The 15666-nt window shown below is 56.3% G+C and carries 16 protein-coding genes; 7 read left to right on the plus strand and 9 right to left on the minus strand.

The genetic code is table 11. The features are described 5' to 3' along the window. Positions 1–40 precede the first annotated feature (40 nt). On the plus strand, positions 41–1861 hold the full coding sequence (locus tag HGP17_RS18820) for a DUF262 domain-containing protein (protein ID WP_168811731.1): 1821 nt from the start codon (positions 41–43) through the stop codon (positions 1859–1861). 913 nt (positions 1862–2774) lie between these two features. Here the strand turns inward: HGP17_RS18820 and HGP17_RS18825 are convergent. Continuing rightward, on the minus strand, positions 2775–3239 hold the full coding sequence (locus tag HGP17_RS18825; protein ID WP_168811733.1) for a superinfection immunity protein: 465 nt from the start codon (positions 3237–3239) through the stop codon (positions 2775–2777). 32 nt (positions 3240–3271) lie between these two features. Beyond that, a complete protein-coding gene (locus HGP17_RS18830; protein WP_168811735.1) occupies positions 3272–3784 on the minus strand; it encodes a DUF805 domain-containing protein in 513 nt (170 codons plus the stop codon). A 138-nt stretch (positions 3785–3922) separates the two neighbouring features. Here HGP17_RS18830 and HGP17_RS18835 point away from each other — a divergent pair, with 138 nt between their 5' ends. Beyond that, positions 3923–4192 carry a helix-turn-helix transcriptional regulator gene (locus tag HGP17_RS18835; protein ID WP_168811737.1) on the plus strand — a complete coding sequence of 90 codons (270 nt, stop codon included), beginning with the start codon at positions 3923–3925 and terminating at the stop codon, positions 4190–4192. 18 nt (positions 4193–4210) lie between these two features. Here the strand turns inward: HGP17_RS18835 and HGP17_RS18840 are convergent, their stop codons facing one another. Both HGP17_RS18840 and HGP17_RS18845 read right to left on the minus strand, forming a co-directional pair. Continuing rightward, complete coding sequence (locus HGP17_RS18840; RefSeq protein ID WP_168811739.1) at positions 4211–4579, minus strand: DUF3768 domain-containing protein; 369 nt, start codon at positions 4577–4579, stop codon at positions 4211–4213. Positions 4580–4590: 11 nt separating this feature from the next. Continuing rightward, positions 4591–5199, minus strand: a complete 609-nt coding sequence (locus HGP17_RS18845; protein WP_168812001.1) for a hypothetical protein — start codon at positions 5197–5199, stop codon at positions 4591–4593. 535 nt (positions 5200–5734) lie between these two features. Between HGP17_RS18845 and HGP17_RS18850 the strand changes: the two genes are divergently transcribed. Next, on the plus strand, positions 5735–6289 hold the full coding sequence (locus tag HGP17_RS18850) for a hypothetical protein (protein WP_168811741.1): 555 nt from the start codon (positions 5735–5737) through the stop codon (positions 6287–6289). A gap of 43 nt (positions 6290–6332) precedes the next feature. On the opposite strand, the gene HGP17_RS18855 is transcribed toward HGP17_RS18850, so the two are convergent. Beyond that, positions 6333–7178 carry a hypothetical protein gene (locus HGP17_RS18855; protein ID WP_168811743.1) on the minus strand — a complete coding sequence of 282 codons (846 nt, stop codon included), beginning with the start codon at positions 7176–7178 and terminating at the stop codon, positions 6333–6335. Positions 7179–7474: 296 nt separating this feature from the next. Continuing rightward, positions 7475–8140 (minus strand): hypothetical protein, encoded by a 666-nt coding sequence (locus HGP17_RS18865; protein ID WP_168811747.1) that lies wholly within the window; start codon positions 8138–8140, stop codon positions 7475–7477. A 377-nt stretch (positions 8141–8517) separates the two neighbouring features. Here HGP17_RS18865 and HGP17_RS18870 point away from each other — a divergent pair, with 377 nt between their 5' ends. After that, complete coding sequence (locus HGP17_RS18870) at positions 8518–8895, plus strand: VOC family protein (protein ID WP_168811749.1); 378 nt, start codon at positions 8518–8520, stop codon at positions 8893–8895. Between the two features lie 9 nt (positions 8896–8904). Here the strand turns inward: HGP17_RS18870 and HGP17_RS18875 are convergent, their stop codons facing one another. Beyond that, positions 8905–9807, minus strand: coding sequence for a LysR family transcriptional regulator (locus HGP17_RS18875; RefSeq protein ID WP_168811752.1), 903 nt, complete (start codon positions 9805–9807; stop codon positions 8905–8907). A 101-nt stretch (positions 9808–9908) separates the two neighbouring features. Between HGP17_RS18875 and HGP17_RS18880 the strand changes: the two genes are divergently transcribed. After that, positions 9909–11135: an MFS transporter gene (locus HGP17_RS18880; RefSeq protein WP_168811754.1), complete on the plus strand. Its 1227-nt coding sequence runs from the start codon at positions 9909–9911 to the stop codon at positions 11133–11135. A gap of 119 nt (positions 11136–11254) precedes the next feature. Further along, entirely contained in the window at positions 11255–11827 is a 573-nt protein-coding gene (locus tag HGP17_RS18885; protein WP_168811756.1) for an acyltransferase, read from the plus strand. A gap of 59 nt (positions 11828–11886) precedes the next feature. On the opposite strand, the gene HGP17_RS18890 is transcribed toward HGP17_RS18885, so the two are convergent. Continuing rightward, complete coding sequence (locus tag HGP17_RS18890; RefSeq protein ID WP_168811758.1) at positions 11887–13896, minus strand: methyl-accepting chemotaxis protein; 2010 nt, start codon at positions 13894–13896, stop codon at positions 11887–11889. 425 nt (positions 13897–14321) lie between these two features. Between HGP17_RS18890 and HGP17_RS18895 the strand changes: the two genes are divergently transcribed. After that, entirely contained in the window at positions 14322–15197 is an 876-nt protein-coding gene (locus HGP17_RS18895; RefSeq protein WP_168811760.1) for a transporter substrate-binding domain-containing protein, read from the plus strand. Here the strand turns inward: HGP17_RS18895 and HGP17_RS18900 are convergent, their stop codons facing one another. Continuing rightward, positions 15198–15611 (minus strand): tellurite resistance TerB family protein, encoded by a 414-nt coding sequence (locus tag HGP17_RS18900; protein ID WP_168811762.1) that lies wholly within the window; start codon positions 15609–15611, stop codon positions 15198–15200. Positions 15612–15666: the final 55 nt, after the last annotated feature.

The following is a 15666-nucleotide window of genomic DNA, read 5'->3' on the forward strand; positions in this document are numbered from 1 at the left end:
TCACGGCGCTTTCGAAGCTTTAAATTTCTACGGGGCATTGATGAGCGGACATTCGATCACTTCGCAAGATCTCAGCATTGGGCAAATTTTTCAAAATTTCTATCTCGTTCCAGATTATCAGCGGGAATACGTTTGGGGGGAGGCTGATGCGAAAGGGGAGCGCGGCGAAGAAGTTGAGCAATTTCTGAAAGACATCCACGGTGAGTTTGAGCAGGCAACCAAGGACGGTGCCCCTGAGTACTTTATCGGTACAATCGTCGTCTGCCCTGGAGCTGATGGGGTATTCGACCTTATTGACGGGCAGCAACGCAGCACGACGTCGTTTCTGACTCTCTGCGCATTGCGGGATTTGATTGCTGAGTTGGACGGAAAAGTGCCTGCTACGCTTAGCGGACAAATCGCGGCTCAAGATACCAATTGGCAAGGAGATACCATCGAGCGGATGCGGCTAGATCTGCAGTACGAAGATGCAAGTGGCGTCCTCATGGAGTATGGTGAAGGCAAGGGCAAGGCTGCACGGCGGGACGGAACACGATCGATCCGCAACCTAGCTAATGCCTATGACACTATCAGGGAGTTCCTTAGCGTTCAGTTCCCATCCGATGCAAACGGCTTGCGTCGCTTCCACGGCTATTTTACCAACAAAGTTAAGCTTATTCGTATCGAAACACCGAACGTTAGCCGAGCATTGAAGATTTTCGAAACTATTAACGATCGGGGCGTTGGCCTCGATGCTATGGATCTTCTCAAGAACCTTCTGTTCATGAACGCCCGCGCAGTAGAATTCAATAAACTTAAGGAGGTTTGGAAAGGGGTAACGCAAACGATCTACGAAGCTGGCGAAAAGCCGCTCAGGTTTCTGCGATACTATTTGTTAGCTACTTATGATGTTGATGCGAAGTTGCAAGAAGAGGATATTTACGACTGGCTAACCCGTAATGAGGGCCAAACTGGACATGGGCGTAATCCAATTGGGTTTGCTGAGCATCTTCGAGAGGGCGCAGCAGCGTTTCAAAATTTCTCGCGGGGCAGGAATGCGAATGGCGGAATTGACTACGGCATCGCCAACACCCGATCGCTCGGCGGCAGCGCAGTAAAGCAACATTTTATCTTATTGCTGGCAGGTCGGCACCTTGGCCCAGAGTTGTTCGAGCGACTAACTCGCCGTGTCGAGGAATTGATGTTCGTGTGGCTGATCGCGGGTGTTCCTGGCAAGGATTATGAACGGATCATTGTGCAGGCAGCTCGGCGTCTACGTCACGTTTCAAACGAAGCTGCTTTTTCTGCCTTCGAGAGCGAATTTTTAACAAGTCAGAAGGCTCTCCACCGGCAGGCCTTTATAAATGCCTTCCTGACTCTGCACACCTACGATCTTAGGAAATTTCGACTTCGCTATCTCCTTGCTAAAATCACACGCCACTTCGACGGCCTTGCCTACGGTGAAGCTGGCCGTGAAGGCCTTTCGCATTACCTTGAGACGAAAAACGACATCGAGCACATTCTAGCGCAGGGTGCGGATCAGGACGCCATGGCAGAGTTCGGTGAGGGAGCGGACCAGTTCGAGTTGGTTCAGCGCCTCGGCAATCTCATGCTAGTCGAATCATCTGTGAATCGCGTCATCAAGAATCGGCCCTACTCAGAGAAAGCGATCGTATACCCGACGTCGCAATTTCTGTTGGCGAGGTGCCAAGCGACGGTGTTGGCTATCGGCGCGAACGATAAAATCACACGCGCTATCCAGAAGTTGAAGCCTGCGTCTTCATGGGACCGACAGGCGATTGAAGAGCGACAAAAATGGATGGCTGAGGCTGCGGTAGAGGTTTGGGGCGTCGCTGCACACGCCGCTACCTCGCCGACGTAGGCGGCCAACGCGGTACCCACTCCGCTCGCTTAGGACAAGAATCGTCGTTGTTTTAGCCACTGCGCACTTTAATCCATATTGCAAAGAACAAGGACAACAGCTGCCAGAACGTGGAAGATGCCGTGGTGAGGCTTAAGCGGTGAAGCCTGACCTTCAACGCAAACGATATTTGTTCACGATTGTCACCCCAGGAAACTGGGCGAAGTCGGCGTCATCAAATTCCAGCGAGCCTCATCCGTGCTTATCGGTATGATCGAGGTGTGTCTGATGTTTTATTGATCTATTGCAAGTCAAGCACTCATCTGGCAACTTATGCTTGTTTTCGCGAGGGAGACAATCACATGCCAGCTTGGGAATATAACGTCGTGCAGTTGGTGAACTATTTCGATAGCGACACCTATCGGGAGCAACTTCAACAAGCGTTAATCGCAGCTGGGGCAGATGGGTGGGAGATGATCGCTGCAGTCTCTTCGGCGGAGCATGAAGTTTCACGACCGGATCTTCTAGTTTTTAAGCGACCGGCATAGGTTTGATAGGTACTCGATGGCCTTTAGATAGGCGGCCATAATGGTGGCCGAGGATACACTTTTAGCCGCTAGCCTGCCGAATAGTCGAACCGCACGTTGCCTTAAGGCTCGAGCACTATTCTTCGTCTTCATCCCGAGACCAGACATAGCCGATATAGGCCAGGAAGAGCGAGGCTGCGGCAGCGGCCTGAATGTAAGCCAACCATTTCGCGTCGGCTTGGAACCAAGCCAGCCCGGCTAGGATCATAAGAAAAAAAAGAACTATTAAAATCCGCATGGTGCAATTCCATTCCTTTCGCGTCATGCCGACGCGGGTGCGCTAGTCCTCAATTGAGGGCTAGTTCGGCGGCGGAAGCGCCGCTTTTATGCGCTTTTGGCCGATGGCACTAACGCGAACGGATCAGCGGTTGCTTGAGATCTTCGTATTCGTCTGAAGCAATTGCGCCGTCGTCGCGTAGGCGCTTGAGGCGAAGCAGCTGCGTGGCGATGTCGTCAAAATTCGATTGCTGGCCCGCTGGCTCGATCTTCACCCGCTGGGCATCATTGACGAACAGGTTGAGCCCACTCTCACCACCGTTGCTGCCTGAAGGGCTGAGATGTGCTGCCGAGCAAGCCCATACCAATGAGCCGAGCCAGCCAATGCCAGTTCCACCGAGCACGATGTTGATGACAGCGATCAGCCATCGATTGGGATGGCTACGGCAAAAGGCGACAATGGTGGGGATCATATAAACCAGTGTGGCGATCAGACCAACGATCGCGATCCCGGCAAGAAGGTCAGTGTTGTCATCCGCATTCGCCGGTTTTGCTGCCAAGGCCAGTACGATTGAAAAAGCCGTCAGTTCAATCAAACGCGCCAATCTTGAACGGAGGGGTTTTATCATCATCGGGCCGAGGGGTTCAAAAGGTCAGACTTCATCTTCTGAAACTCGGCCTCATCGATGGCACCCGAAGCCCGCAGGCTCGCCAGCTTCTCCAGCTGTTCGACCTTGGCCTGTGACGAGCCCGCCCCACCCCCTGCTGAATTAGCATCGGGCAGCGAAACAGCTGGGGGACCAAATCGGTTCGGCCCAACCATCGATCTCGTGCACAGGAAGACGATCAGCACGATAATGCCGATGATTGGGACAAGGCCTAACCAATACCACCAACCGCTCCGGTCGATATCGTGCAGTCGCCGGACGAGCACCGAAATATAGGGCAGGAAGTGCACCAAGACGATCAAAAAGGTAATGATGCCAGCGCCGTCAGGGTTGCTGATGCCGAGGGCGGCGTCAAGCATCGCGCCAACAACGTTCAAGATCCCGAATATCAAAGTGAACAGCCAGAACTGCGAGCGTGTCGCACGACCGCTAAACGTTGCGTATTTCCTCATGCCATCAAGATAGGCGTTCATTCCAATTCCCTCTTGCTTAGGGCGATGTTTCTCCGTTCACCGCCAATTCGTGATTGTATGAAAGTTGGTGGCACAAATTAAATGATGGATCAACAGTCCGTCGATTAATATGTGATTGGTGTGGCCTTGTCCTGCGCCATGGATACACGCGAAATCATCGGCTGGAATCTAAGGCGCTTGCGGGTTGCCAAGGGCATATCGCAGGAACGGCTTGCGCTCGAAGCAGCGATAGACCGCGCATATGTTGGCCGTGTCGAGCGTGGCGAAGAAAACGTAACGGTCGCAACGCTTGAAGCCTTGGCAAATGTCCTAGGCGAGCGCGTCGCTGAACTATTCGTTGAACCTGCTAAAGACGCTAAACCTACACCGCCTCTGCGTGCAGGGCGCAAGCGAAAGCCAACGGCGTAAGCCCCGCCGTACCATCCCTCAGTACTCATCCGCTCGCATGATTGTCATCACGCGGCTTGTCAGGCCAGGATCGACAGGGTCGGGCGAGCCGTAGCGGTGATCGAGATCGTAATAGTCGATTTTCCAAAAATAAGTCGTGCTTTCGAGTTCGACGGCTCCAAAGTCATGTTCGTCATGTGGGTCGTTGCCAGGATTGAAGGCATCGAATTCGCGAACAGCAACCAGCAGGGCAAGCAGACGATCGGCGGGCAACGCCCTGACGCCGGTCGTGATCATTACGCCGCGCTCAGGAAGCGCGCACCGGAAGGTATCATTGAGCGCTCGTATCCGCGCGGCCTTGACGCCGACAATGTCGGCGCCATTCGTTTCGTGTTTTTCTGCGACCATCAGCATGAGCCTCAAGCCTCAACATATTTGGGATGAAGCATTGCCACCTGCGCGATCGGCCGATCGAACGGAGGGGTGTCGAGGTAATCACGCCACTTCAAGCGCAAGGCACCGTTGGATTTTATTTCGATGATCGTCGCCTCGAACCATCCTTCCATCGGCCCTTCGGTTGCCAGCACGAGATTACCGATTTTCAACTTCGACCAATCTTCGGCCAGTTGCGAAGGTTTTACCGGGGCTTGCGCTTGCCCCCCGCCATTGGCCTCCGACGCGACAACGGTTTCACTTGTCGCTGAGCGAGGCCGATCAGCAATCATTCGTTCTTCCTCGGGCAAATGGGCCGCGAGCTGCTTGAACAGAGCCTGTTTGACGAACGGCACGAATGCCTTGCCGCTATCGAATAGTTTGCCTTTCGGAATCTTTGCCATCAGCGCGCGGATGTCGTCGGTATCGGCCCGAAGGGTCACCATGCCCATCAGCCCAGCAGCCTTTTTCGCCGAGTGGCCATCGGTCGCAGAGAAATATGAAGCATGGGCTTTGCCGCTATCGTCGCGACCGAGCAGGACGATAGGGTAGGGTAACGAAGCGCGAGCGGCGGCAGTCGACGCAGACATGTTCATCTGGCTCTCCAAAAACGATGAAGGCCCCGCGAGGGGCAATGTAAAGGGCGGTTCGCACTGCCGATGATCAATACGCAATCGGCAACATATTGATTTATATAGATATTATTTATGTTTGTCAATTGCATTACTTTTTAATGCAATCACAGATGGCAAATTGATGCCCGCGCAAGAATCCAAAAAGCGGTCCTAATCGAATGCATGCCAGGATCTAGCCAGCGCCGGTAAAGCACTTATGCGCGATGCCAATTTATCTCGTGAGCAATCCAGCCAAGCAATGCCTCGGCGCGGTCGAGCCTTGGGCGGCATGGAATGCAGCAGCGATGCGAATTGAATGTGCAGGTATATCGTGATGCGGGCGAAGGGAGGAATGGCCACCGGAGTCCTACACGAGTTTCGAGTCTTGGAATGTCCTTGTCTGAAAGACGGCAAGGCATATGGGCCAGTCATGCCTGCATAACCTCGCAGTGTAGGGAAGATGGTCAACGCACCTGACCCAAAAGAACAAACCCATAGGATAAGGTAGTATCAGGATATGTCGACCAATAAGGAATACTTCGACGAATGGATCGAATGGACTATGACCGCGATAAACGCAGGATACGAGCCATATATGTTGACGTTCATGTTCAACCAGATGTACGGAAGCGAACGGCGAACAAACGAAAGAATGACCACAGCAATCGAGGAGTTTTATAAACAGCTTCTTACACGCATTGTCAGGAAGCCGCGCAAAGGTAGTGTGTACACTGAGTTCCCAAGGCTACTGGCCGCGCCCGATTGGCCGGTGAATAGCCATCTGAAGCTGAGCGCCGAGGAGAGCACCGTGAACGATGGTAAGCATTGGCACGGAATATTCCTATTGCCGCCGAGGTGTCGGATGCAGGTCGCGCTTCACAGGTATCTCGAAGAGCACCAAGGAAAATATGCCGGAAAGACGAAGCCGATTATGCGCCTGCACGCCGTGCCGATCGAGCGTACGGAACGAAAGGCTATCGGATACGCGTTGAAGCAGGTTGATCGGGGCCGAGTTGGTCAATCGGAAATACTGCTGCTTCCAAAAGTACGTAGCGAAATGCCCGGCGGTTAAGCCGGGCATTTCTTTTCTTCAGATCATTTCGAAAAAGTATTCGTCAGGGCTTAGGTTTCTTCAGCTTGTGACTATCTACCTTGATGGTGGTAGTCCTGCCGAGGCTCAAAACCTCACCTTTGATAACAATCCGCACAGGAAGCTTCGAGCTTGTCAAATTACGAGGGTGATCCTGGAATACAAGCATAAATGGCATTTCCGTCTGTGAGTTGCTTGACTTCGACGGTGACGACTTCCGATGGTCATAGTCGTCTTTTTCTTCGTGCACCTGACGCCGGCATGCCTTATCCGTGTCATCATCGTCTTCTAGCGGCTCATCGATATCATCGGTGATTTTGCTCTCGCCTAAAAGGCTCGCACCGTTCACCGCAGACTTGCTTCTACCCGATTTCTGGCCTTGCAACTTTTTCAGGCCGCCAGCCTTCTCGATCGCCTTAACCAGACCTTTGTCGTGACGCCCTTGCTCGACTAACGCCTTAACAGCGTTGTAGTAGAAGCTGGCTCGCTTTTCGCCCTTCTTGCCCTTGGCAAAAATGAACTTCAGCGTAAAGCGAAATGCTTGGTGGCGCTGCTCGACCTTCGGCCCGGTCAATTTCCCCCAATCAAGAGCACAGAATTCGCGCCAGGACTCCATGTCCTTCATAAGCGCTGCGGCGATGGCGTTTGCTACAGCAATCATCTTCCAGACGAATTTGCGGTGGGCCTGTTTCGCCCTATCCACTTCGCCACGCGCGTTCACCAGTTCGAGAATTTTCGGATTATCCGAATTTTCTGGTGCAATCGGAATAGCGCGCGCGGACGCGCCCTTTCCCGTCTTGGCTTTGTGAGGCGAAGGCTTGCTATTCGTCTTGTTCGGCTTACGCGTGTGAGAGTGCTCCGACTTTTTCATTGTGCCTCTCCCCGCTCAAAGCGCTCCAGAAGTGCACGCACGTCGCTAACTCTGAAGGCGACCACACGTTCTGAAATCTTCAGGGGAGCCGGCCAGACGCCCGCCCTGATTTTGGCATAAGTCGTCGAGCGCGATACAGGGATATAGCGCAAGAATTCCGGCATTCGTATCAAGCTGTCGTCGGGCTTGGATGAAAGAGATTCTATTAAAGACTGCATTTCAGTGATGTTCCTCTGTTTGAGTTGAAAAAGAACATCACCGATATTTTACATTTTCGAGCCGGATTCCATTATCAGCTAAGGAGTAATTGACGATTTCTTTCGACCCTTTTTTGCGCTAATTATAGGGTTGACGGCGGTGCGAACAGCGGTTGCTACTTGCGGGGCGTCGATGTCTGAATCGACAGCATTTAATATTTGATGCACAAAGTTCAGTGGATGCGTTGAAAAGACTTTTTCGCCTCGCTTGGCTTTCCTATTGACGTAGTCGATGGTCTTAGGAAAGTCGCTCCCGGTTATATCGGTATAAATTCTGGCAGCGGCACGAGTGGCAGCGGTGATAACCGGATCACTTTTTGCTCCGCGTGAAAGCTTTTGTTTGCCAAAAGATGCGAGCTCACTCTGGTAGCGGCTCAATATCTCGATCGCCTTTTCGTACTCGGCTAGGCTTGCGGGTCCGTTGATATATCGTTCAGCGACGACGCGCCTAGGGGCAGTTTTCAACAACGAAATTGCCTTTGCGATCTTGCGAGCGGTGTCGCGTGCCTCCGTGATCCTCCGCTCAGTTTGAAGAGGGGCGTGGTAACGCGCGATGGAATAACGGTGCCAAAGCGTCGATAAACTATCGAGGACATTCTGGCGATTATCCGCGTTACGCAGAGGCACAGCGAACCACTCGTAACATCCAAACTGAATTTCAAGTATATCAAGTATACGAGCGGCTTCATCATCAGCGCTAAACATCCCAACCACTTTTTATGCCTTTCTCAATTTGAGTAGGCACCCAATCAGATAGGACGTTGGGAGGCAAGCAGCATCCGATTGTTGAATTTGAGTCTGTGTGACGGCGACTATGACCATGCGCCCAAACTACGGTATAGAATACGGTACTATAATTAATAATTTACGAAATCATAATTAATATCAATAGTATATCACCGTGTTTATATTCCCTTCACCCGCTCCAATCCTTTCCCTGCCGCTACCGTTGTTCTCACGGAAACCAGCGTCTGGACGCAATGCGACACCATCAGGCGATGATGTGACGCAATAGCTGTTGTATGAAGCCTCCCCTGCGACTAGCCTGTTTTCGTTGCTAATATTTCGGGGGACATGCTCAAATGATTGATCATCTAACCATCGAAGTCAGCGATCTGCAGAAGAGCAAATCCTTTTACGAGAAGGCGCTCGAACCTCTGGGATACCGCCTTTCTTTTGGAAAGGACGACGTGTTCTGGGCTTTCGATGTGGGTGATGGAAGCCTGTTCGAAATCCAGCATACGGGAAGCAGGACGCCGCTGACGCATCTGCACGTCGCGTTTCGCGTCGAAAGCAGGGCAGACGTCGATGCATTTTACAAGGCCGCTCTCGAAGCCGGTGCCAGGGATAACGGGCCGCCCAGTCCGCGCCCGGAATATACGGCACACTATTATGCCTGCTTCATTCTCGATCCGGACGGCTACAATATCGAGGCCATGATCAACAAGCCGCAGGGCTGACGTCCGCGATTACAAACGCCCCGACGTTTTAAGCGTTTCCGCCAGCGCATTGCCGAAGGTTGCAATCGGGCGGGCGAGGCGGCCTGCCGGCGGACGATGCACGAGCCAATTCACGACTTTCGGGCTGAAATCCGGCGTCTCGATGATGTCGACGGCGTTGCGCCAGCGGCTATCCGACAGCGCAGCCGGTGTCAGCACGCCGATGCCGAGACCGCGCGCCACCAGTGACATGCGCAGATCGGCACTCATCGCCTCGACGGCCACGTCGAAGGGCAGGCGCTCGGCCTCAAAGCGATGGTGAATGAAGGCGCGAAACCCGCAGCCGCTCTGGTTCATGATCCAGGGAAAACGGGAGAGCTCCTCAAGCCGTGGGACTTTGGGAACGCCAAGTGATCGTGCTGCGACGAGAATGACGCTGTGCACGCCGAGGACGTCGCCGACGACGTTTTCGGGCGGCTCCACGCCTTCGGTCAGGCAGACGGTCGCCGCGTCCAGTTGGCTATGGGCGACCTGTTCGACGAGTTGCGGCGACCAGCCCGAGACGATCCGCAGCGTCAATTGCGGAAACTGGTTGCGGAGCAGATCGAGCGGGGCGGAGAGCGCCGCCTCGGAGAGATAAGGCATGATGCCGAGACGGAATTCACCGCCGATGGCGCCGTCGGGAGAGACGCCGGCCTTGAGATCGTCGAGAGAGCGCAGGACGCGGCGTCCATGCTCGTAGGCGTCACGCCCCGCCGCCGTCGGCTTCAACGGCTTGGACTGCCGGTCAAGCAGAGCGACGCCGAGGCTGTCTTCCAGATTTTGAATCCGGCGGGTAATGCCTGGCTGTGTCAGGTTGATGCGCGCGGATGCCGCAACCAGCGACCCGGTTTCCACCACCGCGACAAAAGCTTCCAGATCATGAATGTTCATAAGGAACTCGCATAATCATTATTATTTCATTTCAATTGCCGCATTATGCAACAAAGCGATAAAGGTAGGCAACAATATTATCAGAAATTATTGGAGAACCTATGTCTCAAGCCCCTGAACCTTTGGCGAGCGATGCCGAAGACGATTTGCCGGAGGCGGTTGCGGCTCCCTCGACCGTACTGTTTGCCATCGCAACCGGTGTCATCATCATCAATCTGTTTGCGCCGCAGACGCTGGTCGGCGTCATCGGGCCATCGCTCGGCTTCTCTGAAAGCGGTGCCGGGCTTGTGGCCATGGCTTCGTTGCTCGGCTATGCCGCCGGCCTGTTCTTTCTGGTGCCGCTGGCCGACCTCATGGAAAATCGCCAGCTGGTATTGCGCATGCTGGTTTCGGCGCTGGTCATGGCCATCGCCGCCGCCTTCGCGCCGACCGGGTGGAGCCTGCTGATCTTCCTGTTTCTGTTGGGAGCGGCCTGTTCCGCGATCCAGATCCTCGTGCCGATTGCTGCAGCCATGGCGCCGCCCGAGCATCGCGGCCGGGTCATCGGCAATGTCATGAGCGGGCTGATGGTCGGCATCCTTATTTCGCGTCCCTTGGCGAGCCTTGTTGCCGATTTCTGGGGTTGGAGAAGCTTCTATGCGCTGAGCGCTGCGACGCTCGCACTGCTGGCCGCGGTGCTGGCATTGCGCCTGCCGGAGCGCCGTCCGATGGTCAACACGAGCTATGGTGCACTGATCGGCTCGTTGTTCCAGCTGTTGCGTGATGAGCCTGTTTTGCGGCTGCGCGCCTTCACGGCTGCATTGGTCATGGCAAGCTTCAGCCTGTTCTGGACATCCGTCGCCCTGCGTCTGGCACAACCGCCATTCTCGCTCGGCCAGTCCAGCATCGCGTTGTTTGCGCTAGTGGGTGCTGGCGGGGCGGCTGCAACCTCTCCCTTCGGCCGCATGGGCGACAGGGGCTGGACGCGAATGGCGACGCTGGTCTCCCATATTATCCTGCTTGCCGCCATGGCGCTGGCCGCTTGGGCAGGAGAGATGCGATCCGGCGATCCGCTTTTGATGCTGATCCTTCTCGGTGTGAGCGCCGTTCTGCTCGATGTCGGTGTCACCGGCGACCAGACCTTGGGACGCCGCGCGATCAATCTTCTTCAGCCGGAAGCCCGTGGTCGCATCAACGGCCTGTTCGTCGGCATTTTCTTTCTCGGCGGAGCGCTGGGATCGGCACTTGCCGGTACGGCATGGGATTTCGGCGGTTGGTCTGCCGTCTGTGCCGCTGCCGCCGGTTTTGGTGTGATCGCCTTGATCACCGGCCTTGCCGCACGCCGCTGAAAGATGCAGGGAGAGGGGCAACACTTGCAGCCCTTCTCTCGCATATCCATCTTCTAGCCCATTCAGGTGGGCGCCAGACGGATATGGAAAAATGGGCGCCCCTTGGCAGGAGCGTTTGAATGCGTGGCATTGCATGGTTTTACAGGGTTCGAGCAATCTTTCGGCACGGCGTGCTGAAGATTGCTCGCAGTACGAAAGTTCCGTTCGGCACCCGGATCATCTGGAAGCGCGGCGACGTGCGCATCGGTGAACGGGTGCATTTTCGCAAGGGTGTGGTCATCGATGCGCAGGAAGGCAGCATCGAGATCGGCAATCACGTCTCTTTCAACGAATACAGCATCATGCTGGGCCGCGGCGGAATTGTCATCGGCAATGACGTGCGCATCGCCGCCCATGCCATGGTCATCTCCTTCGATCATAATTTCGACGACCTCACTCAGCCTATCCGTCTGCAGGGCGTGACGAAGAAGCCGATCGTCATCGAGGATGATGTCTGGATCGGGGCAGGAGCAAAGATCCTCGGTGGCTCACGCGTCGCCAGGGGATGCGTCATCGGCGCCAACGCCGTCGTCAAGGGAAAGACCGAGCCATACGGCATCTATGTCGGCGCGCCGGCAAGACTTGTGAAGAGGCGTGGTGAAACGGATCGTCCCACGGCTGAAAATATCGAGCTGAAACTATTGGTGAAATGACAGGCGGCTCTCGCTGAGCGCTCCGCCCGTCATCTGCCGGTTGCGACCGTTTACCCCACTCAGAATTCCGTCCAGTCCGCATCCTTGTCTGTCGGTCGCGTAGACTGGCCGGGACCAAATGCGTTGAGCAGCTTCTGGCCAAGCGCACGTGCCGGCGAAGGGCTGGAGCGCATCTTCGGGCCATCGACGACCCGAATGGATGGAACGGCCACAGGCCCGGGCAGGGGCCGCACCGATGGGCGCAACGGCACGCTTTTGATAGGTCGTACCGGCATGGGGATCGTCTCTCCGCCGCTTGTCCGGAACTGCGCGAGAAGGGCTGCCAGGGAGGCTGCCTCCGTTGCCAAGCTGTGGCTTGCCGCCGTGCTTTCCTCCACCATCGCGGCATTTTGCTGCGTGCCGTGATCCATGGCATTGACGGCTGTATTGATCTCCTGCAGGCCAGCCGACTGCTCGCGCGAGGCTTCGGCAATGGCGTGGACATGCCGGTTGATTTCCTGCACCTCCGAAACGATCGCATCGAGCGCCTTGCCGGTCTCGCCGACGAGGCTGACACCGGTGCGGACGTGCATTTCCGACGTGGAAATCAGCGTCGTGATCTCCCTCGCGGCATTTGCAGATCGCTGGGCGAGTTCGCGCACTTCCTGTGCAACGACCGCAAAGCCCTTACCGGCTTCCCCCGCGCGCGCGGCTTCCACACCGGCATTCAGCGCCAGAAGGTTCGTCTGGAAGGCGATGTCGTCGATGACGCTGACGATGTTGCCGATCTCGCTTGACGATTTTTCGATCTTCTGCATGGCGTCGATGGCATTTCGGACGATCGTGCCGGATCGTTCGGCTCCGGCCCGCGTATGGGCGACCAGCTGGCTCGCCTCACGCGCACGCTGTGCCGCGTCCTTGACCGTCGTTGTGATCTGCTCGAGTGCGGCCGCTGTTTCTTCGACCGATGCCGCCTGTTGTTCGGTGCGCTTCGAAAGCTCGTCGGCAGCGCCGCGAACTTCGTTGGCGCCGGCGCTGATTGCTCTGGCATTGCTGCCGATGGATTGCATGGTGCCGTTGAGCTTGGTCAGCGAGCTGTTGAAGTCCAGCCGCAGTTGGTCGAGATGTACGACGAGTTGATTGTCGATGTGCGTGACGAGATCGCCTTCCGCAAGGCGCTTCAGACCGTCGCCGACGGCCTGCACGGCCTGCTGCAGATGAGCGGCCTCGGCAGTCTGGCGGGCTTCTCGCTGGGCGCGCTCGCTGTCGCTGAGCGTGCGGTCGGCTTCCGCCTGCGCCTCCAGCTTGATTCGCTCGATGGCATTGTCGCAGAAAACCGCGACGGCCGAAGCCATGTGGCCGATCTCGTCGCGGCGGTCCTGCCCGTCGATCTCGCTGGTGGTGTCGCCGTCGGCAAGAGCGGTCATGCGCTGATGGAGGCGCATCAGCGGCGTCGCAATACCGTTCTGCGCGACATAGACGCCGAGGATCAGCGCAAGAAGCGTCAAGCCGCCGAGAGCAAACAGCGCATAGTTGACCGCGCTGTTGATGTCGATCGACAGCGCGTCAGCGCCATTGTTCATCCGGTTTGTCAGAGCTTCGTTGTTGGCCTGCATGCTGGCGACGAGGGTCAGCAATTTGCCGTTGACCGCGGCCATGCTAGCCGTGGCACCTTTGACGTCGCCATTTTTGCGCTGATCGATAGCTTTGTTGGTCAGCGCCTGCAGGTCGTCAAGGCCGGACAGAATTGCATCGATCGCCTGGCTTTCGGCAGGAACGAGGCTCTCCGCGTGCTTGAGCCTTTGCTTCGCATCGCTGAAGCGGCTTTCGCTGGCGGCAACCGATTTGAATTCATCGCTGGCGGGATCGAAATTCAGCATCAGGCTTGCCTGCAGCACGGAGGCCAACGATGCAGCGCTGGCGCGCGCAGCTTCGCTGGCCGCAACGGCCTCGTTGTCGAGGAAGGCGCTATAGGCCTGATCCGCCCGGCGAAACTCTGCCGCGATATAGAGAAGACCGGTGAAGGAGACGATGCCGAGAAGCAGGATCACGGCGAGCATCTTGGTCTTGATTTTGAAGTTTCTGAACATGGCGGTCCGTCTGCAAATGCTTGGTGTCATCGAGGAAACGTAAGGAGGCTGCTGTCCTGAAACGGATGCAGCACGGCGCTGCCTGACGTGAGCGGGTGAAATCGAGTGCTTGGATCCTTGAAGACAAGGCTTTGGCGACATGCGTCATGCAATCGGCTTGCCGGCCGATGTCGTCGATGCGGGGAGTACAACCAACAGAGTTTAATCGACTGCTAACAGGAGACCCGTCCGGGCCGGTTCCCAACATTAAATTTGCGTCAGCTTTGCGAGCTGCAACCACGCGATGCGCGGGGTCTGGCATTGCTCATCCCCAAGGCGCGGCGGGTTCGATGCGAGGCGCGATATTCCCCCTGCGGCGTGACTCTGCTACATCGGTTCTAATGAATCAGGAATTTGCATCCACGACAGGAGGCCGGATCAAGACCATGCGTGTTTGCCTTTCGTCGACAATCGCTTTGGCGCGACGCCTGGCAGGCGGGATATTGATCGCCTCATCCTTGGCACTCCCGTCGGCGGCTCAGGACGCCAAGCCGCCCAATCTGCCGATCCTTTTCGATGCACGCGAGCGCCTGCCGAAACCCGACCTGTCGTCGCTGGTGCGGCTGCGTTTCCTCACCTCGATCGATTTTCCGCCCTTCAATTTCCTGGATCAGAACAACAAGCTGACAGGCTTCCATGTCGAGCTTGCCCGCAAGATCTGCGACGAGCTTGCGATTGCGGACAAGTGCCAGATCCAGGCATTGCCGTTCGGTGAATTGCAGGCTGCGCTTTCGGCGTCGCAGGGCGATGCGGTCATTGCCGGTGTCGCCGTGACGCCGGAACTTCGCAAGAGTTTTTCCTTCTCACGTCCGTTCCTGATGTTGCCGGCGCGTTTCGCCCGCAATCTCAAGGCAACGATCAACGGCACGACGGCCGCCTCTCTTGGCGGGCATCCGGTCGGAGTCGTCAAGGGAACGGCGCATGAAGCCATGATGGCAGCGTTCTTCCCCGCTCTCAAGCCGGTACCGTTTGACGACAAGGACGCGCTTCTGGCTGCCTTGAAGGATGGCAAGGTCGATGCCGCCTTTGCCGACGGCTTGCAGCTGTCCTTCTGGGTTTCGTCTCCGGCTGCCGAAAAGTGCTGCGCGCTTTTCGACGGTCCCTACCTGTCGCAGCAATTTCTGGGCGAAGGCATGACGATCATGCTGCGCCAGCAGGATGGCGAGTTGACGGCGGCAATCAATCATGCGCTCGCAACGCTTTCGCGCGATGGCAAGTTGCAGGAAATCTATTTGCGCTATTTCCCTTACGGGCTTTACTGATCAGGCCTTGCGGTAACGCGCGATAGCGCTGCGCTCGATAGCGGCGCAGGTCAGCTTGTCGAGGCTGAGACGATCGCGCAGCAGGCTGAGCAGACGCAATTCTTCCGCCTTGACGGACAGGTCGGCCGAGGCCACTTCGACGGCCAGCGCATAGGCGGTGTCGTAGAGCCGCGCGGGCAGCGTGTCGCGCACGGTTTCGAGCACGATGTCGAGACCTTCGCTGCCCGACAGCAGTTTGGCACAATCGCGCGAGACCGAGATCAGCTTGTCGTCGTCAAAGCCCTTGAAAACCGGCAGCGCGTGAATGAGCTCGCCGATCCGGCTAAGCTCGCGGTCGTTCATCGTGCGATCGACGGCCGAAGCCAGAACCATGACGTAGATCAGGGCTTCGTGAGCGGAAAGCGGCTTGTTCATGACAGGCGAAGTCCTTTGAGTTTGTCACACCGAAAAGTGGCATGTCTCTTCGCAA

This window comes from Rhizobium sp. P38BS-XIX (genome assembly GCF_012641435.1).
GTDB lineage: Bacteria > Pseudomonadota > Alphaproteobacteria > Rhizobiales > Rhizobiaceae > Rhizobium.

What these genes read in the sequence shown, in the direction of transcription:
- HGP17_RS18830 (WP_168811735.1), bottom strand. Translation starts at nt 3,784, where the DNA reads ATGAACGCCTATCTTGATGGCATGAGGAAATACGCAACGTTTAGCGGT.
- HGP17_RS18875 (WP_168811752.1), bottom strand. Translation starts at nt 9,807, where the DNA reads ATGAACATTCATGATCTGGAAGCTTTTGTCGCGGTGGTGGAAACCGGG.
- HGP17_RS18820 (WP_168811731.1), top strand. Translation starts at nt 41, where the DNA reads ATGAGCGGACATTCGATCACTTCGCAAGATCTCAGCATTGGGCAAATT.
- HGP17_RS18840 (WP_168811739.1), bottom strand. Translation starts at nt 4,579, where the DNA reads ATGGTCGCAGAAAAACACGAAACGAATGGCGCCGACATTGTCGGCGTC.
- HGP17_RS18900 (WP_168811762.1), bottom strand. Translation starts at nt 15,611, where the DNA reads ATGAACAAGCCGCTTTCCGCTCACGAAGCCCTGATCTACGTCATGGTT.
- HGP17_RS18835 (WP_168811737.1), top strand. Translation starts at nt 3,923, where the DNA reads ATGGATACACGCGAAATCATCGGCTGGAATCTAAGGCGCTTGCGGGTT.
- HGP17_RS18870 (WP_168811749.1), top strand. Translation starts at nt 8,518, where the DNA reads ATGATTGATCATCTAACCATCGAAGTCAGCGATCTGCAGAAGAGCAAA.
- HGP17_RS18885 (WP_168811756.1), top strand. Translation starts at nt 11,255, where the DNA reads ATGCGTGGCATTGCATGGTTTTACAGGGTTCGAGCAATCTTTCGGCAC.
- HGP17_RS18865 (WP_168811747.1), bottom strand. Translation starts at nt 8,140, where the DNA reads ATGTTTAGCGCTGATGATGAAGCCGCTCGTATACTTGATATACTTGAA.
- HGP17_RS18880 (WP_168811754.1), top strand. Translation starts at nt 9,909, where the DNA reads ATGTCTCAAGCCCCTGAACCTTTGGCGAGCGATGCCGAAGACGATTTG.
- HGP17_RS18850 (WP_168811741.1), top strand. Translation starts at nt 5,735, where the DNA reads ATGTCGACCAATAAGGAATACTTCGACGAATGGATCGAATGGACTATG.
- HGP17_RS18845 (WP_168812001.1), bottom strand. Translation starts at nt 5,199, where the DNA reads ATGAACATGTCTGCGTCGACTGCCGCCGCTCGCGCTTCGTTACCCTAC.
- HGP17_RS18890 (WP_168811758.1), bottom strand. Translation starts at nt 13,896, where the DNA reads ATGTTCAGAAACTTCAAAATCAAGACCAAGATGCTCGCCGTGATCCTG.
- HGP17_RS18895 (WP_168811760.1), top strand. Translation starts at nt 14,322, where the DNA reads ATGCGTGTTTGCCTTTCGTCGACAATCGCTTTGGCGCGACGCCTGGCA.
- HGP17_RS18855 (WP_168811743.1), bottom strand. Translation starts at nt 7,178, where the DNA reads ATGAAAAAGTCGGAGCACTCTCACACGCGTAAGCCGAACAAGACGAAT.